General features: G+C 72.1%; 18 protein-coding genes. 7 read left to right on the forward strand and 11 right to left on the reverse strand.

Translation table 11 applies throughout. From position 1 onward, the window contains the following. Positions 1-76: 76 nt before the first annotated feature. The 3 genes from EBN88_RS07795 to EBN88_RS07805 form a co-directional block, all read right to left on the reverse strand. The gene (locus EBN88_RS07795; RefSeq protein WP_122183058.1) at positions 77-1,387 is read right to left on the reverse strand and encodes an ABC transporter substrate-binding protein; all 1,311 of its coding nucleotides are present in this window, start codon (positions 1,385-1,387) and stop codon (positions 77-79) included. A gap of 502 nt (positions 1,388-1,889) precedes the next feature. Beyond that, on the reverse strand, positions 1,890-3,128 hold the full coding sequence (locus EBN88_RS07800; protein WP_122183076.1) for a DUF4032 domain-containing protein: 1,239 nt from the start codon (positions 3,126-3,128) through the stop codon (positions 1,890-1,892). Between the two features lie 103 nt (positions 3,129-3,231). After that, entirely contained in the window at positions 3,232-4,038 is an 807-nt protein-coding gene (locus EBN88_RS07805; protein ID WP_122183059.1) for an endonuclease I family protein, read from the reverse strand. 196 nt (positions 4,039-4,234) lie between these two features. On the opposite strand from EBN88_RS07805, the gene EBN88_RS07810 reads away from it, so the two are divergent. The 3 genes from EBN88_RS07810 (at position 4,235) to gndA (ending at position 7,552) form a co-directional block, all read left to right on the forward strand. Continuing rightward, positions 4,235-4,996 carry a ZIP family metal transporter gene (locus tag EBN88_RS07810; protein WP_122183060.1) on the forward strand — a complete coding sequence of 254 codons (762 nt, stop codon included), beginning with the start codon at positions 4,235-4,237 and terminating at the stop codon, positions 4,994-4,996. Between the two features lie 145 nt (positions 4,997-5,141). Next, the gene (locus EBN88_RS07815) at positions 5,142-5,972 is read left to right on the forward strand and encodes an aldo/keto reductase (RefSeq protein WP_122183061.1); all 831 of its coding nucleotides are present in this window, start codon (positions 5,142-5,144) and stop codon (positions 5,970-5,972) included. Between the two features lie 143 nt (positions 5,973-6,115). Continuing rightward, positions 6,116-7,552, forward strand: coding sequence for an NADP-dependent phosphogluconate dehydrogenase (gndA, locus tag EBN88_RS07820; protein ID WP_122183062.1), 1,437 nt, complete (start codon positions 6,116-6,118; stop codon positions 7,550-7,552). A gap of 110 nt (positions 7,553-7,662) precedes the next feature. Here gndA and EBN88_RS07825 read toward each other — a convergent pair whose 3' ends face one another. From EBN88_RS07825 to EBN88_RS07855, 7 genes are all read right to left on the reverse strand, one after another. Further along, positions 7,663-9,087 (reverse strand): GH1 family beta-glucosidase, encoded by a 1,425-nt coding sequence (locus EBN88_RS07825; protein WP_122183063.1) that lies wholly within the window; start codon positions 9,085-9,087, stop codon positions 7,663-7,665. Between the two features lie 20 nt (positions 9,088-9,107). Next, a complete protein-coding gene (locus EBN88_RS07830; protein ID WP_122183064.1) occupies positions 9,108-10,103 on the reverse strand; it encodes an ABC transporter ATP-binding protein in 996 nt (331 codons plus the stop codon). Continuing rightward, complete coding sequence (locus EBN88_RS07835; RefSeq protein WP_122183065.1) at positions 10,100-11,167, reverse strand: ABC transporter permease; 1,068 nt, start codon at positions 11,165-11,167, stop codon at positions 10,100-10,102. The genes EBN88_RS07830 and EBN88_RS07835 overlap by 4 nt, the downstream gene beginning before the upstream one ends. 5 nt (positions 11,168-11,172) lie before the next feature. Beyond that, positions 11,173-12,153 carry an ABC transporter permease gene (locus tag EBN88_RS07840; protein WP_122183066.1) on the reverse strand — a complete coding sequence of 327 codons (981 nt, stop codon included), beginning with the start codon at positions 12,151-12,153 and terminating at the stop codon, positions 11,173-11,175. Then, the gene (locus EBN88_RS07845) at positions 12,150-13,286 is read right to left on the reverse strand and encodes an ABC transporter ATP-binding protein (protein ID WP_122183067.1); all 1,137 of its coding nucleotides are present in this window, start codon (positions 13,284-13,286) and stop codon (positions 12,150-12,152) included. The genes EBN88_RS07840 and EBN88_RS07845 overlap by 4 nt, the downstream gene beginning before the upstream one ends. A 115-nt stretch (positions 13,287-13,401) precedes the next feature. Continuing rightward, positions 13,402-15,057, reverse strand: a complete 1,656-nt coding sequence (locus tag EBN88_RS07850) for an ABC transporter substrate-binding protein (protein WP_407703385.1) — start codon at positions 15,055-15,057, stop codon at positions 13,402-13,404. Between the two features lie 103 nt (positions 15,058-15,160). Next, positions 15,161-16,162, reverse strand: coding sequence for a LacI family DNA-binding transcriptional regulator (locus EBN88_RS07855; protein WP_122183069.1), 1,002 nt, complete (start codon positions 16,160-16,162; stop codon positions 15,161-15,163). Between the two features lie 374 nt (positions 16,163-16,536). On the opposite strand from EBN88_RS07855, the gene EBN88_RS07860 reads away from it, so the two are divergent. Then, positions 16,537-17,511 (forward strand): TIGR03557 family F420-dependent LLM class oxidoreductase, encoded by a 975-nt coding sequence (locus EBN88_RS07860; RefSeq protein WP_122183070.1) that lies wholly within the window; start codon positions 16,537-16,539, stop codon positions 17,509-17,511. A gap of 44 nt (positions 17,512-17,555) precedes the next feature. On the opposite strand, the gene EBN88_RS07865 is transcribed toward EBN88_RS07860, so the two are convergent. Beyond that, positions 17,556-19,475, reverse strand: coding sequence for a Dyp-type peroxidase (locus EBN88_RS07865; protein WP_122183071.1), 1,920 nt, complete (start codon positions 19,473-19,475; stop codon positions 17,556-17,558). Positions 19,476-19,844: 369 nt separating this feature from the next. On the opposite strand from EBN88_RS07865, the gene EBN88_RS07870 reads away from it, so the two are divergent. From EBN88_RS07870 to EBN88_RS07880, 3 genes are all read left to right on the forward strand, one after another. Then, the gene (locus EBN88_RS07870; protein ID WP_122183077.1) at positions 19,845-20,387 is read left to right on the forward strand and encodes a type 1 glutamine amidotransferase domain-containing protein; all 543 of its coding nucleotides are present in this window, start codon (positions 19,845-19,847) and stop codon (positions 20,385-20,387) included. A gap of 45 nt (positions 20,388-20,432) precedes the next feature. Next, complete coding sequence (locus EBN88_RS07875) at positions 20,433-21,653, forward strand: baeRF2 domain-containing protein (protein WP_122183072.1); 1,221 nt, start codon at positions 20,433-20,435, stop codon at positions 21,651-21,653. Positions 21,654-21,731: 78 nt separating this feature from the next. Next, positions 21,732-23,582, forward strand: a complete 1,851-nt coding sequence (locus EBN88_RS07880) for a transketolase (protein WP_122183073.1) — start codon at positions 21,732-21,734, stop codon at positions 23,580-23,582. Positions 23,583-23,667: the final 85 nt, after the last annotated feature.

The raw sequence follows: 23,667 nt of genomic DNA on the forward strand, positions 1-23,667 counted from the left end.
CCCGGGTCACCCGGGTCCCTGGTCCCCGGGGGCCGTGCGCCGGCCCCCGGGGCGGGTGGACACGCCTGACGCGGCACTAGCCGACGGCGCGGGCGATGTTCTCCTCGGTCGCGCTCCAGGCGTCCTCCGGGCTTCTGCCCTGGGACTCGATCAGTTGCAGACCCTGGGTGAACGCGTCCTTGATCGTGCCGTCCTTGCGCCCGAGCACCTGCTCGTCGGGGATCTCCTGGGCGGCCGCGCCGAAGATCTCGCCGATCGGGGCGTCGTTGAAGTAGGCCGAGGAGGTCGACGAGACCCCCTCCGACTCGATGGCCTGCTCGGAGGACGGGAAGTTGCCCAACTCCTGGAAGATGTACTCCTGTTGCTCCGGAGCCGTCAGCCAGGCCACCAGGTCCATGGCCTCGTCCCGCACCGGGCTGTCCTCCACCACGGACAGGAAGCTGCCGCCCCAGTTGGCGCCCTGGGGCGCCCGCGCGATGTCCCAGTTGCCGGCGTTGTCCGGGCCGGCCTTCTCGCTGATGTGGGCGAGCATCCAGGCCGGGCAGACGGCCGTCGCGAAGGTGCTGTTGGCCAGGCCCGGGTCCCACTCCGGCTGGTACTGGCGCAGGGCCGCCGTCATCCCCGAGGTCGCGGCCTCGGAGGCGAGGTCCCAGGCGTCGAGCACCACCGGGTTCTCGTCGTAGATCAGGTCGCCCTCGGCGTTGTAGAACTGCTCGGAGCTGCCGTAGACCATGGCGTTGAACAGGCCCGTCGAGCTGTCCATGTAGGACAGGTCGGGGTCGGGGCTGTTGGCCATGAACGTCTCGCCGACCTCGACGTACTTCGACCAGTCACCCTCCCAGAGCGCCGCCACCTCCTCCCGGTCGGTGGGCAGCCCGGCCGCCTCGAACATGTCCCTGCGGTAACAGACCGCCATCGGCCCGATGTCGGTGCCGAGTCCGAGCACCTGACCGTCGGGAGTGGTCATCTGGTTAAGCTTCCAGGGCAGGAAGTGGTCGGTCCCGGACATCCCGGAGAAGTCGGCGAAGCTGTCCGCCTGGGTGTCGACGATCTCCTTGGCGCGGCCGATCTCGATGCCCTGAATGTCCTTCAGGCCGCTGCCGGCGGCGAGATGGGTCTGGAGCGCGGTGTAGTAGGTCTGTTCGTCGCCGGCGACCTCGGCCTCGATCTCGATGCCGGGGTTCTCCTCCTCGTACCGCTCCAGGATTCCGGTCTCCTCGAAGCCCATGACGCCGAAGAGGCCCATGGTGATGGTGACCGTCCCGTCGTCCGAACGCCCGCCCTCGCTGCCGCCGCTGGTCGAGCACCCCGCGAGCAGGACGAGCGGCAGGGCCGCCGCGACGGCGGTCCCCCAGCGGGAACGGAACGACTTCCGGATTCTGCCCATGAGGTCCTCCTCGCGCCGGGGCCCTCGCCTCGGACGCCACGACTAGCCCGTGCCGGGTGGCGGGAGGCAACTCCCATGGGAGCGGTCCCACCGCAGGGAGCCTGACTCCTCGCCATGGCGGTGTCAAGATGGGTGCTGAACGCCGCCGCTGGGCTTGGGGGTGGCGCGGCGGCGCGCGGGCGCGGGAGCGCTGGGCGCGCGGGGCGTGAGTGGGCGAGGGCGCTGGGCGCGCGGGGCGCCCGTTGACGCCCCGGAACGGTGTCGGGGATGTCGCGGGTCGTTGAACGAACTGTTCACTTCCAGACGGGCGCCCAGAGAAAGAGCCCCCAACCCCGGCCCGGACGTCGGCGGCGCGCGGACTACCAGGACGGCAGGCGATGTTCGCGCGGCAGCGTGGTCGTTGACCGGACACACCACCCGCACCCACCACCCACCCCGCCCCGGGCCTCGCGTGCCTCACCACCCCACCGCGCCGGCACCGCACGGCGGCACGGCGCTGCCGTCACTCCTCGACGTCGAGGACCGGCTCGCCCGCCGGGCGGTTGGGGAGGATGTTCGTGACGTAGTCCTCGATCGCGACGTCCATGCCGACGTCACGCTGGGCGCGTTCGGAGAGTGTCAGCCGGTGTTCCAACAGTTCGTGGTAGATCTGCGCGGTGTCGATGCCCTCGCGCAGCTCGCGCGGCACGCCCCGCACGGCGGGGCGGAACACGTCGCGCACCCAGCGGTGTGCCAGCACCTCGGGCCGGGCGCCGAGCGGGTCGCCCGGGGCGTAGTCGTCCTGGCCGGCCATCCAGGTCTCCAGGTCGTTCAGCAGGCTGCGCGCCTGGTTCTCCTCCGCGTCGAGGCCGGTCAGCCGAAGCAGCTGCCGCTGGTGGTGGCCCGCGTCGACGACCTTGGGCAGGAAGGTGACGTGGTCGCCGTCGGGCGAGCGCTGGATCTGCATCTCGGCCACGTCGAAGCCGAGTTCGTTGAGCCGCCTGATCCGCCGGTCGATGTAGTGCTTCTTGTCCCTGGGGTAGACCGAGGTGCGGGTCAGCTCGTGCCACAGCTCGCCGTAGCGGGTGACGATCTCCTCGCCGAAGAGCACCGGGTCCACGGAGGGGTGGAGGGAGCCGCCGGCCTCCAGGTCCATCAGCTCGCCGGCGATGTTGACGCGGGCGACCTCCAGGTCGTACTCCCGTTGGCCCCGGCTCAGCCGTGGCTGGATCTGTCCGGTCTCGGCGTCCACCAGATAGGCGGCGTAGGCGCCGGCGTCCCGGCGGAAGAGCGTGTTGGACAGCGAGCAGTCGCCCCAGGCGAAGCCGTCCAGGTGGAGCCGGACCAGCAGCACCGCCAGGGCGTCCAGCAGCCGCTTGATGGTCGTGGGCCGCATGGTGGTCTCGAACATGGAACGGTAGGGCAGCGAGCCCTTGAGCTGCCGGGTGATCAACACCGGCTCAAGGGGCCCGCCCAGGGCGTCCGTTCGGCCCGTGACCACGGCCACGGGATCGACCGACGGGACCTCCAGCCGGTCGAGGTCCCGCAGCAACTCGTACTCGCGAACCGCCGCCCACTCCCCCACCTCCTTGACCGCGAACACCTCGCCGCCGGCGCGCGCGAAGCGCACGACGTGCCGGGAGATGCCCCGGGGCAGCGAGACCAGGTGTTCCTCTGGCCAGTCCACCAGCGGGACGTCCCACGGCAGGTCGAGCAGCGTGGTGGGGTGCTCCGGGTCGGTGGCGGTGATCTGGAGTTCCATGGCCCCAGTCTGCGCCATCGCCCCGCTGAGCTGGGCGGCGGCCCGGCGCGTCACGTGCCCGTGCGCGTCACCGGACCGCCCCGCCTCGCCGGAACTCCGCGCGCTACCAGATCTCCTCGACCCACTCGGGGTGGTCCACGAACGGGTTGCGGTTGCCCTGGAAGTCCTCGAAGACCGTGGCGTTGCGGGCCTCCTCCGCCGCGCTGGGCGGGTCCTGGGCGTGCCAGTCGAGCAGGGTGGAGAGCCGGCCGAGGTAGGGGACGGAGCCGTTGCCGGTGGTGTCGTTGACCTCCAGGTCGGCGAAGCCGTCGCCGCCCTCCCAGCGGACGGCCATGTAGAAGGCCATCCGGGCGATGTCGCCCTTCACCTCGTCCCTCGGCTCCCAGGAGTCGGCGTCGGTGTAGTTGCCGGGGGCGCGCGGCGACTCGGTGCCGCCCTCGTCGAAGTCCTTGTTGCCCCGGTCGCTGTTGACCTGGACGTCGCTGGGCCGCAGGTGGTGCAGGTCGGTGCCGGGGCCCGGCGAGGTGCCGAAGTCGCCGTGGGACTGCGGCCAGACGTGCTCGCGGTTCCACTGGCCGACGTTGCCGCCGTTGGCGTCGGCGTCGCGGGAGAGGCCGGTGTAGAGCAGGATCACGCTGTCGGGGTCGGCCGGGTCGCGGTCGGTGACCTTGAGGGCGTCCCAGACCTGGGAGTAGGTGAGGGTGGTGACGTCGGTGCTGATGATCTCGTGGAGCGCCTGCTTCAGGGGCTCGCCGGTGAGGCCCTCGGCGTCGGCGTAGTAGTCGTCGACCACGTCGGCCGGGGCGACGGCGTCGACGGGGGCCGCCGGGGCGGCGCCGAGCAGGGGAACGGTGAGCGCGGCGGCGGTCGCCGAGACGGCCAGCGCGCGGCGGAGGTGGGTGGGAGGCATGTGGGGGGACTCTCCTCGGTGGGGTAACGCCGCGTGGCGACAGGGGCGTTGGACGAAAGGATTCTTCCCACGGAACGCGGTTGACGCGCGTTGCCACCGTTTCGTCATGACCTTGTCATCAACGCGTCGGGGCGCGGACACGCGTGCCGGGGCCCGCCTCCCCCGCCCGGGGCGGCCGGCGCGGTAGGCAGGCGGCATGTGGGAGATCGTGCTGGCCGGCCTGTGGGGCCTGGTCGCCGGCTCGGCGCTGCTGCTGGGCGCCGGGATCGGCTACGGGACGCGGGTGCCGCGATGGCTGATCGCCGCCGTGATGGCCTTCGGCTCGGGCGTGCTGCTCTCGGCCGTCGCGTTCGAGTTGGTGGGCGAGGCGTTCGAGCGGTCCGGGATGGCCCCGGCCGTGGTGGGCACCCTGCTCGGCGCCGGCGCCTACACCCTGGGCAACGTCTGGCTGGCCCGGCGTGGCGCCCGGCATCGCAAGCGCTCCGGGCACAGCGCCGGCCAGCGTCAGCCGTCGGAGTCCCAACAGGGCGGCTCCGGGCTGGCGTTGGCGCTGGGCGCGCTGCTGGACGGGGTGCCGGAGTCGGCCGCGATCGGGGTGAGCCTGTTGGACGGCGGGGCGGTGTCCACGGTGACGGTGGTCGCGGTGGTGCTGAGCAATGTGCCCGAGGGCCTGTCCAGCGCGGCGGGGATGCGGCGCTCCGGCCGGGGCGCCCGCTATGTCTTCGGGGTCTGGGGCACCATCGCGGCGGTCAGCGCGCTCTCGGCGCTGCTGGGGTACGCGGTGGTGGGCTCCTTCCCCGACGCGGTGGTCGCGGCGGCGACGTCGGTGGCGGCCGGGGCCATCCTGGCGATGGTCGCGGACACCATGATCCCGGAGGCGTTCGACGACGCGCAGCTGGCCATCGGCCTGATCCTGGTCTGCGGCTTCCTGCTGTCGTTCGGCCTGTCGCACGCCTGACGGGCGGCCGGGGCATGGCGGGCGGGGCAACGCGGAGGCGTGGTGGCTACCCTGGCGGGACATGATCGACGGTGACCGTCCCTGAACGGACGCGCACCGGTAGAGAGCGATCGCCTTCCGGGGATCGCCTATCGGAGGAGGAGCAGTGCCGGCCGCCCCCCACCACACCCTCAACGACGACCATCCGTTGCCCGCCGTGGGCTTCGGGACCTATCCGCTGAGCGACGCCGAGGCCGAACGTTCCGTCGCCGACGCGATCCAGCAGGGCTACCGACTGATCGACACGGCCGTCAACTACCGCAACGAGACCGGCGTCGGGCGCGGCATCGCCGCATCGGGGGTGCCGCGCGAGGAACTCGTCGTCACCACCAAGCTGCCGGGCCGCCACCACGGCTACCAGGAGACGCTGGCCTCGTTCGAGGAGTCCAGGTCCCGGCTGGGCCTGGAGTATGTCGACCTGTATCTGATCCACTGGCCCAACCCGAGCGTGGACCGCTATGTCGACGCCTGGCGCGCGATGGTCAAGCTGCGGGACGAGGGGCTGGTGCGCTCGGTGGGCGTCTCCAACTTCACGCCGGCGCATCTGACGCGGCTGCGCGAGGAGACCGGGGTGGTGCCGGCGGTCAACCAGATCGAGCTGCACCCGCTGCTGCCGCAGGACGAGGCGCGCGCCTTCCACGCCCGCCAGGGCATCGTCACCGAGAGCTGGAGCCCGCTGGGCCGGGGCAGCGACCTGCTGAAGGACGAGCGGATCGGGGAGATCGCCCGGGCGCACGGGGTGACCCCGGCCCAGGTGATCCTGCGCTGGCACCTGCAACTGTCGGCGGTGCCGATCCCGAAGTCGGCGGATCCGGAGCGCCGACGGGGCAACATCGATATCTTCGGGTTCTCGCTCGACGCCGAGGAGATGGCCGCCGTCGCCGACCGCCCACACCGGCGGTTGGGCGGCGATCCCGACCACCACGAGGAGATGTGAGTCGGCCACCCCTCCCGCCCCGCACGGGCCAGGCGGCGCCACCAGCGCCGCGTCGTCCCCGCACGGCCGGGGCGCGGCCGAGCGTTCCGTCCCGACCGGGCCCATCCGGTCGGTGACCATTCCACTATGGGAGTTGATTGAAGATGGCTGGGCAGGCCCAGATCGGGGTCACGGGGCTGGCGGTGATGGGCCGCAACCTCGCCCGGAACCTCGCGCGTCATGGCCACACGGTGGCGGTGCACAACCGAACGGCCACCAGGACGCGGGAGTTGGTCAAGGAGTTCGGCCACGAGGGCACGTTCGTGCCGGCCGAGTCGGCCGAGGAGTTCGTCGCCTCGCTGGAGCGGCCACGGCGGATCGTGGTGATGGTCAAGGCGGGCGCGCCCACCGACGCGGTGATCGACGAGTTCGCGCCGCTGCTGGAGCCCGGCGACATGATCATGGACGGGGGCAACGCGCACTACGAGGACACCCGCCGCCGGGAGGCCGCGCTGAGGGAGCGGGGGCTGCACTTCGTCGGCTGCGGCATCTCCGGCGGTGAGGAGGGCGCGCTGCACGGGCCGAGCATCATGCCGGGCGGCTCGCGCGAGTCCTACGAGGCGCTGGGCCCGCTGCTGGAGAGCATCGCCGCCCAGGTGGACGGCGAGCCGTGCTGCGCCCACATCGGCCCCGACGGCGCCGGGCACTTCGTCAAGATGGTGCACAACGGCATCGAGTACGCCGACATGCAGCTGATCGCCGAGGCGTACGACCTGCTGCGCCGGGTCGCGGGCTACGAGCCGGAGCGGATCGCGGAGATCTTCCGCACCTGGAACGAGGGCCGGCTGGACTCGTATCTGATCGAGATCACCGCGCGGGTGCTGGCGCACCGGGACGCCGCCACGGGCAAGCCGTTCGTGGACGTGGTGCTGGACCAGGCCGAGCAGAAGGGCACCGGGCGTTGGACGGTGCAGACGGCGCTCGACCTGGGCGTTCCGGTCTCCGGCATCGCCGAGGCGGTCTTCGCGCGCGGCCTGTCGGGCCACGCCGAGCTGCGGAAGGCGGCCCGTTCGCTGCCCGGGCCCGACCGCCCGGAGCTGCACCCGGACGACGCGGCGCGCTTCGCCGACCAGGTGGAACAGGCGCTCTACGCCTCGAAGATCGTGGCCTACGCGCAGGGCTGGCAGCTGATCCAGGCCGGCAGCGAGGAGTACGGCTGGGACATCGACCTGGCGTCGGTGGCCGCGATCTGGCGCGGCGGCTGCATCATCAGGGCGCGGTTCCTCAACGGCATCCGTCGGGCGTTCGGCGAGGGGGAGGCGCCGGTGACGCTGCTGACCGACGAGCTGTTCGCCGAGGACCTGGCCTCGGCGCAGAACGCGTGGCGTCATGTGGTCGCGCGCGCCACCGAGTTGGGCGTTCCGGCGCCGGGCTTCTCGGCGGCGCTGGCCTACTACGACGCGCTGCGCGCCGACCGGCTGCCGGCCGCGCTGATCCAGGGTCAGCGGGACTACTTCGGCGCCCACACCTATCTGCGGGTGGACCGGCCGGGCAGCTTCCACACGCTCTGGGGCGACGACCGCTCCGAGGTGGCGGGCTGACGCGCCGGTAGGAGAACAGGCCGGCGGGGGCGGACGTTCGAGGTGGCCGAACGTTCGCCCCCGCCGTTTCCCTGGGAGATGTGGTCTGGTGGTTGTGGCGCGGCGGCCGGCTAGCCGCCCCGGGTCAGCCGGACGGTGTCCCGGTACCAGGCACCGCTGTCCTTGACGGTGCGCTTCTGGGTGTCGTAGTCCACCCGGACGATGCCGAACCGCTTCTCGTAGCCCTCGGCCCACTCGAAGTTGTCGAAGAGGGACCAGGCGAAGTAGCCGCGCACGTCGGCCCCCTGGGCCCTGGCCTCGGCGACCGCCGCCAGGTGACTGGCGAGGTAGGCGACGCGGTCGGCGTCCCGCACCGCGCCGTCCTCGGCGACCCGGTCGTCGAAGGCGGCGCCGTTCTCGGTGATCACCAGCGGCACCCCGTACTCGCGGTGCAGCCGCAGCAGCAGCCTGGTGAGCCCCGAGGGGACGATCTCCCAGTCCATCGCGGTGCGCGGCAGCCCGAAGGGCACCATCCGCACCACCGGCAGGCCCCGCTCGTCGGTGGTGGCGCCCTCCTCGTCGGTGCCGGCGAACTGGTGGCTGGTGTAGTAGTTGACGCCCAGCAGGTCCAGCGGCTGCGCGATGGTCGCCAGGTCGCCGTCCTGGACGGGCAACTCGACGCCGTGGGCCGGGAGTTCGGCCAGCAGGTCCTCCGGGTAGCGGCCGTGCACCAGGGCGTCCAGGTAGAGCCGGGTGCCCAGGGCGTCGGAGCGGCGCGCGGCCTCGCGGTCCCGCTCGTCGTCGCTGGCGGGGCTGCCGTGGCCCAGGTTGAGCACGATGCCGAGGTTCAGCTCGTTGTCGGCCTCGGCCGCCGCCGCCCTGATCCGCTGGCTGGCCAGGCCGTGGCCGAGCAGCAGGTGGTGCACGGCGTGCAGGGCGTCGGAGAAGTTCTTCCGGCCGGGGGCGTGGATGCCCTCGTGGTAGCCCAACATGGCCGAGCACCAGGGCTCGTTGAGGGTGGTCCAGTTGACCACCCGGTCGCCCAGCGCCCGGTAGGTCAGCTCGGCGTACTCGGCGAACCGGTGGGCGGTGTCCCGCTCCGGCCAGCCGCCGGCGTCCTCCAGCTCCTGGGGCAGGTCCCAGTGGTAGAGGGTGGCCCACGGCGTGATGCCGTGCTCCAGCAGGGTGTCGACGAGCCGGTCGTAGAACGCGATGCCCTTGGCGTTGATCGGCCCCTTCCCGCCGGGCTGGATGCGGGGCCAGGCCAGCGAGAAGCGGTAGCTGTCCACGCCGAGGCCGGCGATCAGCTTCACGTCATCGGGCATCAGCCGGTAGTGGTCGCAGGCGGTGTCGCCGTTGTCGGCGTTCACCACCGCGCCGGGCACCCGGCAGAAGGTGTCCCAGATGGACGGGGTGCGGCCGTCGGCCTCGGTCGCCCCCTCGATCTGGTAGGCGGAGGTGGCGACGCCCCAGGTGAAGTTCTCCGCCAGTTCGGGGATGGCGCGGGGCGGGCCCACGGGGGTGGTCGTGGTGGCTGTGGTGGGTTGGGCTGTCATGACGCTTGTGGTCGCTCCTGTCAGTGGTCGGCGTGCAGCCAGCAGGCGACGGTCCGTGAGCCGTCCCCCGGGACCGGTTCCAGCGCGGGCACTCGCTGGTCGCAGGGCTCGAACGCCTTGGGACAGCGCGGGTGGAAGGCGCAGCCAGGGGGCATCGCCGTGAGGTCGGGCGGCGATCCCGGGATGCCGGTGAGTTCCCTGCGCGGCCCGTGCAGCGCGGGGAAGGAGTGCAACAGGCCGTGGCTGTAGGGGTGGTGGGCGGTCTGGTAGATCTCCTTGGCCGCCGCCTCCTCGACGATCCGGCCCCCGTACATGATCGCGATCCGGTCGGAGAACTCGATCAGCAGCGAGATGTCGTGGGTGATGAAGACGACCGAGAAGTCCAGCTCGCGGCGGAGCCGGGACAGCTGCTTGAGGATCTGGCGCTGCATCACCACGTCCAGCGCGGTGGTCGGCTCGTCCAGGATCACGATCTCGGGGTCCAGGGCGAGCGCCATGGCGATCATGACCCGCTGCCGCATCCCGCCCGAGAGCTGGTGCGGATAGCTGGCCAGCCGGTCGGCCGAGATGCCGACCAGGGACAGCAACGAGGCGGCCCGCTTCTGCCGTTGGGCCGAGGTCATGTCGGGCCGGTGCGCCTTGAGCACGTCGGTGAGCTGGGAGCGCACCGTGTGCACCGGGTTGAGGGAGTTCATCGCGCCCTGGAACACCAGCGAGATCTCGGACCAACGGAAGGCCCGCAGCTGCTCGGAGTCCAGCGACAGGATGTCGATGTCGGTGCCCTGCCGGGGGTGGTAGCGGACCTCGCCACCGGTGATCACGCCGGGCGGGGACAGCAGCCGGGTGACGGCGTAGGCCAGCGTCGACTTGCCGGAGCCCGACTCGCCGGCCAGTCCCAGGACCTCGCCCCGGTGCAGGGTGAGGTTGATGTCGCGCACGGCGTGCACGGCCTTCTCGCCCAGCCCGTAGTTGACGTTCAGTCCGGAGATCTCCAGGACGGGTGGGGTGCTGCTCATGCCTGGTCGTCCTTCCGGATGGTGCCCTGCGGAGCGCTGCCCGGCGGCGGGGCCGGTGCCGGCACCCTGGCCGGCGAGCCGGCCTGGGCCACGCCCGCCGGGACGCCCGGCTGGTCCCGCAGCACGGGCGTGAAGCCGACGCGCATCGTGACGCTGCGGTCCGCCTTCTCGTTGCGCAGCCTCGGGTTGATGAACTCGTCGATGCCGTAGTTGATCAGCGCCAGCGATGTGCCCAGCAGCGCGATGCACAGCCCGGCGGGAACGAACCACCACCAGGCGTCCTGGGCCAGCGCCTGGTTGTTCTGCGCCCAGAACAGCACCGTGCCCCAGTTCCACTCGGAGATGTCGGCGATGCCGATGAAGGCCAGGGTGATGTTGGAGAGCACCGCGAAGATGACCGTGCCGATGAAGCCGGTGGCGATCACCGGGGTCAGGTTGGGCAGCAGCTCGAAGACGATGATCCGCCAGGTGGACTCGCCGGTGGCGCGGGCGGCCTGGACGTAGTCCCGGTTGCGCAGCGAGAGCGTCTGCGCCCGCAGCACCCGCGCGCCCCAGGCCCAGGAGGTCAGGCCGATCACGGCCGCTATCGTCAGGTCGTTGGTCTCGGGCAGGAAGCTGGTGATGATGATGATCAGCGGCAGCCCGGGGATGACCAGGAAGATGTTGCTCAACGAGGAGAGCGCGTCGTCGCCGAAGCCGCCCAGATAGCCGGCGGTCACCCCGATCAACACGCCCAGCACGGTGGCCAGTACGGCGGCCACGAAGCCCACCACCAGCACGCCCCTGGTGCCGACCAGGATCTGCGAGAAGATGTCCTGCCCGGTCTGGGTGGTGCCGAAGGGGTGGTCCCAGGACGGCGAGGCCATGATGTTGGGGCCGCGCGCCGAGGGGTCGTAGGGCGCGAGCGCGTCGCCGAAGATGGCGAGCAGCACGAAGAAGCCGAGGATGGACAGGCCGACGAGGGTCTTGCCGTTGCGCAGGAAGCGCAGCTTGTCGCGGCGCGGCGCCGATGCGTCGGTGTCGGCCGCGGCGACGACGGCCGACTCGGATGCCTGGAGCGCCATGACCGTCACGCCTCCCTTCGGGTTCGCGGGTCGAGCAGCAGGTAGATGAGGTCGGCCACCAGGTTCGCGGCCAGCACCGCGAGGGTGATGATCAGGAAGACCCCCTGCATCAGCGGGTAGTCCTTGGCGCCGACGCCCTGGAAGAGCACGAAGCCGATGCCGGGATAGGAGAAGACCATCTCCACCAGCAGGGTGCCGCCGACGATGAAGCCCAGCGAGAGCGCGAAGTTGGAGATGCTCGGCAGGATCGCGTTCCTGGCGGCGTAGGAGAACATCACGCGCCGCTCCGGCAGGCCCTTGGCCTGGGCGACCAGCACGTAGTCCTCGGCCGAGACGGAGACCATCATGTTCCGCATCCCGAGAATCCAGCCGGCGATGGCGCTGACGACGATGGTCAGGGCCGGCAGGGTGCCGTGGTAGATGGTGCTGGAGATGAACGGCCAGTCGAAGGCCGGCACCAGGCTGTTGTCATAGCCGCCGGAGGCCGGGAAGACCGACCACTGCACGGCGAAGACGGCGATGGCGATCAGGCCGAGCCAGAAGTACGGGATGGCCGAGAGGAACGTGGTGACCGGCAGCATGTTGTCCACCCAGGAGCCGCGCTTCCAGCCGGCGTAGACGCCGATCGCGGTGCCCAGCAGGAAGCTGAGCAGGGTGGTCAGGCCCATCAGGCCCAGGGTCCACGGGAGGCTCTGGCTGATGATCTCGGAGACGCCGGTCGGGAAGTAGGTGAACGAGGTGCCCAGGTCGCCCTGGAAGAGGTTGCCCCAGTAGTCGAGGTACTGCTGCCAGACGGACTCCTCGTTGTCCAGGCCGAACAGGGTGCGCAGCGAGTCGATCGCCTTGCTGTCCAACTGCCCGGCGTAGCGCGTGATCAGCGACGCGACGGGGTCCCCCGGCATCAGCCGGGGGATGAAGAAGTTGATGGTGATGGCGGCCCAGGCGGTGAAGAGGTAGAAGCCGAGCCGCTGGATCAGATACCTCACGCCGATGCCTCCTGGGGCGCGGGCCGCTCGGGGGCGTCCTCGGCGTACAGCCAGCAGGCCGCCCACTGGCCGTCGGCCAGGTCGAAGCGGGGCGGCACCTGGGTGCGGCAGCGCTCCATCGCCTTGGGGCAGCGGGGGTGGAAGCGGCAGCCGCTGGGCGGGGAGATCAGGCTCGGCGGCTCGCCGGCCGTCTCGCTCTCCTCCTCCTCGACGACGACCTCGCCGCCGGCCGGGTCGACCGTGGTGGCGGCGCTGTGGTCGGCGACGATCCGGTCCGGGTCGGGCGCCGACGAGGTCAGCAGCTGGGTGTAGGGGTGGGCGGGCCGCTGGGTGACGGTCTCGCTGTCGCCGCCCTCGACCATCCGGCCGGCGTACATCACCAGCGTCTCGTCGGCGAAGTACCGGGCCGAGGCGATGTCGTGGGTGATGTAGAGGATGGCGAGGTTGAGGCGCTCCTTGAGGTCGCGCAGCAGGTTGAGGATGCCGAGACGGATCGAGACGTCCAGCATCGAGACGGGCTCGTCGGCCAGGAGCACGGACGGGTCGGCCGCCATGGCGCGGGCGATGGCGACGCGCTGCCGCTGGCCGCCGGACAGCTCGTGCGGGAAGGAGTCGAGATACCGCTCGGGCGGGGTGAGGTGGACCCGCTCCAGCAGCTGGGCGAGGGCCTGCTCCAGGTCCTTGGCGGTGCGCCCGGCGCGGTTGTGGATGCGCAGCGCGCGGGTGAGGTGGTACCGCACGGTGTGCGTGGGGTTGAGCGAGCCGAACGGGTCCTGGAATATCAGCTGGACCTGGCGACAGTAGGCGCGGAAGGCGCGGCCCTGGCCGACCTTGGTGGGCTTGCCGTGCAGCAGCAGCTGCCCACCGCTGGTCGGGTACAGCTGCGCCAGCAGTCGGGCGATGGTGGACTTGCCCGAGCCGGATTCGCCCACCACGGCGGTGACGGAGCCGCGGCGGAGCTTGAGGGAGACGTCGTCCACCGCGTGCACGACCGGGCGGTTGCGGTCGGCGAAGTTGCGCAGCGTGCGGCGAACGGCGAAGTGCTTGCTGATGGCGCGTGCCTCAAGGACCACTTCGCCTTCGCTGGGCGGGCTGTTGGTCGCTGTGCCGGGCGGGTCGGGAGTCTTGGCCATGACGGTGTGTTTTTCCTGTCGTACGTCGGCGAGAGCGCCCGCCCCCACCGCCTGGGGCGTGGGGGTGGATGTGCGGTGGGGGCGGGCGGGCTTGGTGGCCTCGTTGCTGTGGGCGTCAGCCGTCGGCCGGTTCCAGGTTGAGCACGACCTCAAGGGCGTTGCGCTGGGTCGGCTGCGGCGGCGCGTAGGGGTCCTCCTCCGACGGCCAGCCAACCCAGTTCTGGGTGCTGTACTCGGCGCCGACGGGAGAGGCGACGGTCGGGATCATCGGCACCTCCTCGACGAAGATCCGCTGAAGCTCGTTCAGCGCCTCGGTGCGGGCCTCGTCGTCGGTGGCGTTGGCGTACTCCCGCAGCGCGTCGCCGGCCTCCGGGGAGTTGAAGCGCCCGAAGTTGCCGCCGGGGGACGCCTCGCCGATCGGCTGGAGCAGCGCGTCGTCCATCACGTGCTGGTAGGTGTCGTACGGGGTGGCGCCGCCGTTGGTCCAGTGCAGGGTGGCGTCGAAGCCGCCGGCGTCGACCGAGTTGCGCCAGCCGTCGACGGTCGCGGTCTCGACGGACGCCTCGATGCCGATCTCGGCCAGGTTGTCGGAGATCACCGACAGCGAGGTCAGGTAGTCCGACCAGCCCGCCGGGTCGACCAGCGACATGGTGACCGGCTCGCCCTCGGGCGTCAGCAGCGCGTCGCCATCGAAGGTGTAGCCGTTCTCCTCCAGCAGGGCGCGGGCGCCCTCGACGTCGCGCTCGTGCACCACGCCCTGGTACTCGGGCGCCAGGAAGGCTTCGCCGGCCGGCAGCGGCAGGCCGGTGGGGCTCTCCACCACGGGGAACGCGCCGGCGTGGCCCTGCTCGTGGATGGCCTGGCGGTCGATGACCATGTTCATCGCCTGACGCAGCACCACGTCGTCGAACGGCTCACGCTCGGTGTTGATCCACAGGCCGTGAATGCCCAGGCCGGTGGGGAACCAGAGGTTGAAGTTGTCCGGGTCGTGGGAGAGGTAGACGTCCTCGAAGTTCGGGATGAAGACGTAGGACCACTCCAGCTCGCCGTTGGCCAGCGCCGTGGTCGCCGCGTTGTTGTCGTTGTAGCCGGTGTAGCGCAGCTCCTCGACCTCGGGCAGGTCCTGCCAGTACTCGTCGCGCCGGGTCAGGGTGATGGTCTGTGGCGTGAAGGTCTTCAGGGTGTAGGGGCCGGTCCCGACGGGCTCCTGGTCCTCGTAGGTCTCCGGGTTGTCGACCTGGGACCATATGTGCTCGGGAACGATGTAGGTCTGGTAGATCTTGACCTGGTTGACAAACTGGGAGGACGAGAAGGTCACGGTGACCGTGTTGCCCTCCTGCGTGATCTCCTCGAAGGGGATGGCGCCGGCGTTGAGGCCGGCGTGGTCCTTCAGCAGCTGGAAGGTGAAGGCGACGTCCTCGGCGGTGAACTCCTCGCCGTCGGACCACGTCGGGCCCTCACGGACGGTCAGCACCAGCTCGGTGAAGTCCTCGTTCCAGGACCACTGTTCGGCGAGCCAGGGCTTGCCCTCCTCCTCGGGGGCGATGCCGTTGGTCATCACCAGCGGTTCGTAGATCATGGCGCGGTAGCCGAGCGAGGCGCTCGCCGAGGTCTCCAGCAGCGGGTTGCTGTTGTTGGCCTGCGGGCCGTTGGGCATCCCCACGGTCAGAACGCCGTTGCCGCCGCTGCTGCCGCCGTTGTTGTTCCGGTTGCTGTTGGCGTCGGAACACGCGGCCAACAGCGAGAGGGACAGCACAACTCCCGTCGCCACAGCAAGGGTTCTGCGGGATCGTGATTGGACTCTCACGGGTTAGCTCCCAGGGTGATCATTCATGGTTGTGAAATGTGGGCGGATGACGAGCTGGGGGGACGGGTCAGCCTGGCGCGGAGGACCGGATGACCAGTTCGGTGGGCAACACGACGGCGTCCGGCTCCAACGTGGTGGCACCGCTGAGGTGGTTGAGCATCCGCCGGGCCGCCGCCTCGCCCATGGCCTGCATGGGCTGGCGGACGGTGGTCAGCGAGGGCTCGGTGTACGCGGCGATGGGGATGTCGTCGAAGCCGATGACGGCGACGTCGTCGGGCACCCGGCGGCCGGCGGCGCGCAGCGCGTGGAGCACGCCGGTGGCGCTGAGGTCGTTGTGGCAGAAGACGGAGTCGAAGGGCAGCCGCTCGGCCAGCGCGTACTCGACCACGCTCTGGCCGCAGCGGACGGTGAAGTCACCCTCGAAGACCCGGGATTCGGGCTGGGCCGCGCCGTGTTCGGCGAGCACCTCGGCGAATCCGTGCAGGCGGTCCTGGACGCAGCCGAACTGGGTCGGCCCGGTGACCACCAGCGGCGCGCGACGCCCCGAGGTCAGCAGGTGGTGGGCCGCCGAGGCGCCGCCCTCGCGGTTGGTGGTCGCGACGGAGGGGAACTCGGCGCCCTGGCCGCGATCGTCGACCAGGACCAGCGGCAGCCCCTGGTGGTGGAGCGCCGCGATGGAACCCCGGGTGTTCTCCGGCTCGATGACCAGCACCCCGTCGAAGGCCCTGGCCGAGACCTGGCTGGTGAACTGCGCCATCGACTCCTCACCCCGGTTGCAGGTGAACAGCAGCAGTCCGTAGCCGGCGGCCTCCAGGGTGTCGGCCGCGCCCTGGAGCACCTCGCCCACCCAGGGCCAGGTGAGCGAGGGGACGAGCATGGCCAGGGTGCGGCTGTTTCCCCTGGCCAGGCCGACGGCCCGGGAGGAGGGCACGTATCCCAGTTCGGCGATCACGGTGCGGACCCGTTCCGCCGTCTCGGAGTCGACCTCGCCCTTGCCGTTGAGCACGCGTGAGACGGTGGTCTTGCTGACCGCCGCGTTACGGGCGACATCGGCGATGGTGACACGCATGGGGCAGGCTCCTCGGCACGCTGAGCTGGGGCTGCCGCGGGCATTCGGCGGCAGCGCCGACACCGGTTCCGGAACCGGTTCCGGCGATGTTGCGAGGGAGTTAATCGTCTGGGTCGAGTGGCGTCAATACATCGCGCCGAATTCTTTTGACGAGGACTCAAGGCCCGTCATGTGTTCAAGGGATGAAGAGAGAAAACGTTGCACCATCCCTGACCTGGACGAGTCGCGTCATGGTCACGTAACCATTGAGCCTTCAACGGGTCGGCCATCCGACGGACTCCTCTCCGAGGGGCGGCCCTGCCAACGCCGCGCCGGGCGCCCTCGCTGGCAGCGTGCCAGCGAAGGGGACGGATACGCCAGGCCCAGGGAGCGGTATGCGAATTGGTTACAAACTGGCCGCCGAGGCATTCGGCCCGGCCGAGCTGGTGCGGCAGGCGGTCCTCGCCGAGCGCGCGGGCTTCGACTTCGTGGAGATCAGCGACCACTACCACCCCTGGCTCGACGTGCAGGGGCACTCCCCCTTCGCCTGGGCTGTGCTCGGCAGCGTCGCCGCCAGGACCGAGCGGATCGGCCTGGCCACCGGCGTGACCTGCCCGACCGTGCGCTATCACCCGGCGGTCATCGCGCAGGCCGCCGCGACCCTGGCGCTGCTCTCCGACGGCCGCTTCACCCTCGGCGTCGGCTCCGGCGAGCGGCTCAACGAGCACGTGGTGGGGCTGGAGTTCCCCGACTCCGTGCGGGTGCGTCAGCAACTCCTGCGCGAGGCGCTGGAGATCATCCAGCTGCTCTGGCAGGGCGGCTACCGCTCCTACGAGGGCCAGCACCTGCGGCTTGAGGACGCCCGGGTCTTCGACCTGCCGCCCACGCCGCCGCTGTTGGCGGTGGCGGCCGGCGGCGCGGACGCGGCGCGGATCGCGGCCGAGTTGGGCACCGCGCTCTTCGCCACCGAGCCCAGGGCCGACCTGGTGGACGCCTACCGGGAGGCGGGCGGCGACGGGCCGCGCTTCGTCGAGATGTCCGTGGCCTACGCGGCCGACGAACAGGAGGCGGTGCGGGCCGCGTTGACCACCAACCGGTGGGCGGTGACCGGCTGGAAGGTGATGAGCGAGCTGCCGAATCCGGTCAACTTCGAGGCCGCCACCACCACCGTCCGGGAGAGCGACATCCGCGAGCGCTTCGCCTGCGGGGCCGACGTCGAACGCTACCTCGCCGTCGCCCAGCCCTTCGTGGACGCCGGCTTCGACCAGCTGGTGCTGATGAACGCCGGGCCCGACCCGGACGCGTTCCTCGACTTCTACCAGCGGGAGTTGGACGGGCCGCTGCGCGGACTGACGCCCCGCCGGGGCTGAGCCGGCCGGGCCCGGGGCGGCGGTGCCCCGGGCCCGGAACCGGTTCAGTGGGCGGTGTCGGTGCGCCACAGCACCCCGCCGTCGGCCGCCCGCACGGCCACGTCCCCGTCGGCGGCCACCACCAGAACGGCGCCCTCGTTCCCCTCGGTCGGCGTGGACCAGACCGGCGCGCTGTCGGAGTCCACCAGGACCAGGCGGCCGTCCTCCCAGAACTCGGCGCGGCCCGAGCGGCCCCCGGTGTAGCCGGCCTCCCAGGTGACCTCCTCCCGCTCGTCGCGGACCCTGAGGTCCCCGTCCTCCTCGAAGCGCAGCCTGGCCTTCCCCGAGCTGATCACCTCGCCCCTGCGCAGCACCATGGGCGCGGCCAGCACCCGGTCCTCCGACGGCGGCCCGCCCGGCGGGATCTCGCCGGCGGCCAGCAGCCGCAGCGCGGTCAGCGAGGGCGTGAACGCGTAGAGCGCGCCCTCCGTCCGCACGAACTGCCGCAGGGTGAGCGGGACATGGGCGTCCGGCGAGCCGTGCACCGGGAAGGACGCCTGCGAGCCGCGCCCGATCACCGCGTCCCTGCCGACCTGGGCGTCGCGCTCGGGGAACGCGTCGGCGTCGACCCAGGAGCGCTGCACGAACTCGAACTGGGCCACCAGATCGCCCTGGTAGGCGACGAAGACCAGGCCGCGCGGCGCGTCCGGGCCGTTCTCGGCGCCGCCGGTCGGGTCGAAGCGCTCGCCGTACGGGACGCCCCTGCGGATGATGCGGCGGCCGTCCAACGCGCCCTGGAGCGGCACGGGTTCGGGGTCGGTGACGCGGGCCAGCAGGCCGTCGCGCGGGTTGGTCTTGCGCAGGTGGGCGCAGAGCGGGACGGTGCGGCCGAGTTGGTCGTCGCCGTAGAGGATGTCGTTGTCCGCCTCGGTCTCGGGGTCCGGGTGCGGGTCGGCGTCGGGGTGCTTGGTCAGCGGGGCGCCGGAGCGCCAGCGGCCCATCAGCCGGGCGGCCAGCCACTCGCTGGTGGCCTGCTGCGGCACGGCGTTCGACTTCTTCAACTCGGCGACCAGGTCGGCCATCTGGGCCCACCAGCCGGGCACGTCCTGGGCGAGGCGGCGCACCACGTGGAAGGAGCCGTCCCGCATCCACTCGGGCAGCCAGTCGGGCAGCCGGTGGTCCTTCTCGTGGCCGACGAGGAACTCGCCGGCCGGGACGATCCTGGTGCCCGGCCTGCCCAGCTGGTGCTCGGGGTCGTCCGGGTCGGGCTCGTCGAAGCCGCGCACGCCGGGCTGGCTGATGCCGTCCTTGAAGCCGAAGTGCTCCCGGCCGCGCAGGCTGCCCGCGAGGGTGCCGGCCGGCTGCTCGAAGACCACCGTCAGACCCGAGTCCCCGGCCTCGTCGCGCTCCTCCGCCAGCGCGCGCGCCAGGTCCTCGGGACGGTCGGCCGCCAGGGTGAGCACCGCGTGCACGGCGGGCTGCTCCTCGGCGCCGAAGAGCCAGTGCTCGGGGGCGCTGGCCTCGGTGTCGCCGAGCCACTCGGCGCGCGGGGCCGGGCCCTGGAGGAACGCCTCCTGGGTGGTGCCCCGGGGCGCGTCCGTGTAGGGGGCGCCGCCGATCAGCTCGGTCAGGCCGGCGTGGGTGAGGCTCACCGAGCGCCAGGTGGCGTGGTGCCGCTCGGGGTCCACGCCGGAGCGTGCCCGCCGGGCGCGGCTGAACTGGCGGTTGAAGTCGGCCACTTCGCGGGTGGTGGCCACCCGGTGGCGCAGCCGGTCCAGCCACTCCCTGGCCTGGTCGCGGTCGCCGAAGGCGAGCAGCAGCAGGTGCACGTGGTCCTTCTTGAAGCCGGCCAGGATGTCGCCCTGGATCTCGGTGCTCTGGCGCAGCGGGAGCGGGTCGGCCTCGGGCGCCGGGCTCTGGGTCGGCACCCGGGCCGACGTGGACGGTTGGGTGGTGGCGGTGGGCGGCTCGGACGAAGGGGGCATCGGCTCTCCGGGACCTCGGATGGTGCTGGACGTGGCTGTCGGTGACAGGGCGCGGCGGAGGGGGCCCGCCGCCGCGCTGCGGGGAAGCTACCGAGCCGGCGACCGGAATAGACCGTTCCGCCCGGGAGACCACCCCTTCGTGAGGGCTTGGGATGGGTGGGGTTGACGCGGGGGTGTGCGAAGCGGGGCATCGCGAGGTCGTGGCGTCGCCGCCGGGGGCGACCGGGCGAGAGATCGCGTCGGTGCCGGCGAGGAATGCGGCGGGCGGGGTTTTCCGGTGCGTCGCGCCGGTTACTCGGTGCGCGGGTCGGCCCCGGACGGGCGCCGGGCCCACGCGCAGGACCAGCGACAGGAACGGTGGACCAGACCATGCGAATCGCGTTTCTCACCGCACCGGAGGGCGTCGAGCAGGTGGAGCTGACCGAACCGTGGCGTGCGGTGGCCGCGACCGGCGAGACCCCGCAGCTGATCTCCACCCGCGCCGGCGAGGTGCGGGCGTTCAACCACCTCGACAGGGGCGACACCTTCCCGGTGGACGGCACCGTGGGTGACACCTCGCCCGAGGAGTTCGACGCCCTGGTGCTGCCGGGCGGCGTCGCCAACCCGGACGCGTTGCGCACCGACCCCCGGGCGGTGGCGTTCGCGCGGGCGTTCTTCGACGCTGACAAGCCGGTGGCGGCGATCTGCCACGCGCCGTGGACGCTGATCGAGGCCGATGTGGTGCGCGACCGGACCCTGACCTCCTGGCCGAGCCTGCGGACTGACCTGACCAACGCCGGCGCCCACTGGGTGGACGAGCCGGTCCAGGTCTGCCGGGCCGAGCCGGGGCCCCTGGTGACCAGCCGCAGGCCGGACGACCTGCCGTACTTCAACGAGGCGATGCTGCGCGAGTTCGGCCGGGTCGCCGCCTGAGCCGGCCGCCGCCCGAGCCACCGCCGAACCGCGCCGGAGGGCGTCATGAATCTCGGATTTCTCACCCCCCTGCTCCACGAGCCCGGCCCCTGGGCCTCGGTGTACTACAACACCTCCCAGATCGCGGCGGACGCGGAGGAGCAACTGGAACTCCAGGCCCGCGCGGCCGGCGACCAGCTCGCCGCGCGGGGCGCCGACGCCGCGACCTGCCAGGCGGTGCGCGAGGCGTGCGCCGGACTCGGCCGCGAGGAGGTCGGGCACGCGCTCTTCGCCACCGGAGGACGTGTCGTGCTCGACGTCCCGCTGACGGAGCCGCCGCCCTCGCCGCCGATGACGGAGTGGGCCCCGCTGCCCCGGCTCGGCCCGATGCTGGACTTCGGGGAGCGCCGGCCGCCCACCCTGGTCGCGTTCGTGGACCGGGAGGGCGCGGACATCCAGCTGCGTGGCACGCACGGCAGGCCGCGCCCGCTGGACGAGGTCGACGGGCGGGACTGGCCGATCCACCGCACCCGGCGGGCCGACTGGTCCGAGCGGCACTTCACGCTGGCCGTGGAGAACACCTGGGAGGAGAACGCCCGGCTGATCGCCGAGAACCTCGCCGAGGACGCCGCCGACACCGGCGCTGAGCTGCTGGTGCTGGCGGGCGACCCGTTCGAGCGGGCCGCCGTGATCGAGCGGCTGCCCGAGCCGCTGCGCGCCGCGACCGTGGAGAGCGAGTTCGGCGGGCGCGCGGCGGGCGCGCGGGAGGACCGGCTGGACGAGCGGATCGACGAGGTCAGGGCGGGGCTGCGCGAGCGGCGCGCGGCCGAGATGTACGACCGTTTCCTGGCCGGCCGGGTGGAGACCGACGAGCGCGGCATCGAGGCGGTCGAGGGCGTTCCGGCGCTGCTGGAGGCGGCGCGGGAGCACCGGATCGACACCCTGCTGGTCCGGCTGGACGGGCCCGACCTGGCCCGGGACGTCTGGGTCGGCGCGGGGCCCGACCAACTGGCCGCGCGCCGCTCGGAGTCGACGTATCTGGGCGAGCCCGACCCGGTCGCGGCCCGCGCCGACGACGCGCTGCTGCGCTCGGCGACGGCCACCGACGCGGAGGTCGTCGTGGTGTCGGGGCCGATGCCCGAGGTGCCGCCGTTCGTGGCGCGGGACGGGCTGCCGGCGGGCGGCCTGGGGGCGGTGCTGCGGTGGTCGTACCGGGACGGCGTGCCCGACGGCGGGCACCGGCCGCCCGGGGACATCCCCGGCGGCGGCCCGCGCACGCCGGGCTGACCCGTCGGGCGCCCCGAGCGCGAACGAAGCGCGAGAAACCACCGCAGAGCCGGCCGCGCGCATCCGGGAGGCAGGCAGATGACATCCGCAGACCAGTATCTGGCCGAGTTGGGTCAGCAGCTCCGGGTGGACGCGGTGCGCGCCACCTCGACGGCCGGCTCGGGGCACGCGACCTCGTCGATGTCGGCGGCCGACCTGATGGCCGTGCTGCTGGCGCGGCATCTGCGCTACGACTTCGACTGGCCCGAGCACCCGGGCAACGACCGGCTGATCCTCTCCAAGGGCCACGCCTCGCCGCTGCTGTACGCCGCGTTCAAGGCGGCCGGCGCGATCAGCGACGAGGAGCTGCTGACGTTCCGCACCCTGGGCAGCCGTCTCGAGGGTCACCCGACGCCCCGGCTGCCGTGGGTCGACGTGGCCACCGGCTCGTTGGGGCAGGGGCTGCCCATCGGCGCGGGCGTCGCGCTGGCCGGTCAGCGGCTCCAGGAGGCGGAGTCCCGGGTGTGGGTGCTCAGCGGCGACAGCGAGCTGGCCGAGGGCTCGGTCTGGGAGGCGTTCGAACACGCGGGCTACGAGCGGCTGTCCAGCCTGACCGCGATCCTGGACATCAACCGGCTGGGTCAGCGCGGCCCGACCCGGCACGAGTGGGACCTGGACGCCTACCGGCGGCGGATCGCCGCGTTCGACTGGCACACCATCGAGGTCGACGGGCACGATCCGGCGGCGATCGACGCGGCCTACACGGAGGCGGCGGGCGTCACCGACCGGCCGACCGCGATCCTGGCGCGCACCATGAAGGGGCGCGGGGTCGCTGCGGTGCAGGACCGGGAGGGGATGCACGGCAAGCCCGTGCCCGACGAGGCGGAGGCCGTCGAGGAGTTGGGCGGCCCGCGCGACCTGCGGGTCGAGGTGCGCCGCCCGGAGGCGACCACGGTTCCGCGCTCCCCGGGCGGGCCCCAGCCCGAACTGCCGCGCTACGAGGTGGGCGAGAAGGTCGCGACGCGGAACGCCTACGGCGAGGCGCTGGCGGCGCTGGGCGCGGCGCGGCCCGAGGTGGTGGCGCTGGACGGCGAGGTCAGCGACTCGACGCGTTCGGAGTTCTTCGCCAAGGAGCACCCGGACCGGTTCTTCGAGTGCTACATCGCGGAGCAGGAGTTGGTGGCGACGGCGGTCGGGATGGCGGTGCGCGGCCGGCTGCCGTTCGCCTCGACGTTCGCCGCGTTCTTCACCCGGGCCCACGACTTCCTGCGGATGGCGACGGTGAGCCGGGTGGGCCTGTGCCTGGCGGGCTCCCACGCGGGGGTGGCGATCGGCGAGGACGGGCCCTCGCAGATGGGCCTTGAGGACCTTGCCATGTTCCGGGCGCTCCACGACGCGACGGTGCTCTACCCGTGCGACGCCAACCAGACCGCCCAGCTGGTCGCCGAGATGGCCGAGGAGACCGGCGGGCTGCGCTATCTGCGCACCTCACGCGGCGCGGACCCGGTGATCTATCCGCCGGAGGAACGCTTCCCCGTCGGCGGCGCCAAGGTGCTGCGCTCCTCGCCCGGCGACCGGCTGACGGTGGTGGCCGCCGGGGTGACGGTGCACGAGGCGCTGCGCGCGGCCGAGGAGTTGGGCGAGGAGGGTGTGCCGGTGCGGGTGATCGACCTGTACTCGGTGAAGCCGGTGGACGCGGCGACGCTGCGGGAGGCGGCCGAGCAGACGGGCTGCCTGCTGACGGTGGAGGACCACCGGCACGCCGGCGGTCTTGGCGACGCGGTGCTGGACGCGTTCTCCGACGGCCGGGAGGTGCCCCGGCTGCTGCGGCTGGCGGTGGACACCATGCCGGGTTCGGCCAAGCCCGACGAGCAGCTGCGGGCGGCCGGCATCGACGCCGGGGCGATCGCCACGGCGGTCCGGCGCTTCCTCGCCGGCCACGGCGCGTGAGGCTCAACGAGCCCCGGCTGGGCCGTGTCCGTAAAGTCTCGCCGGGCCCGCGACGCCATACGCGGCACCTCGCCGCGTTACCGCA

The organism is Streptomyces triticirhizae (genome assembly GCF_003696235.1).
Classification (GTDB): domain Bacteria; phylum Actinomycetota; class Actinomycetes; order Streptomycetales; family Streptomycetaceae; genus Streptomyces; species Streptomyces triticirhizae.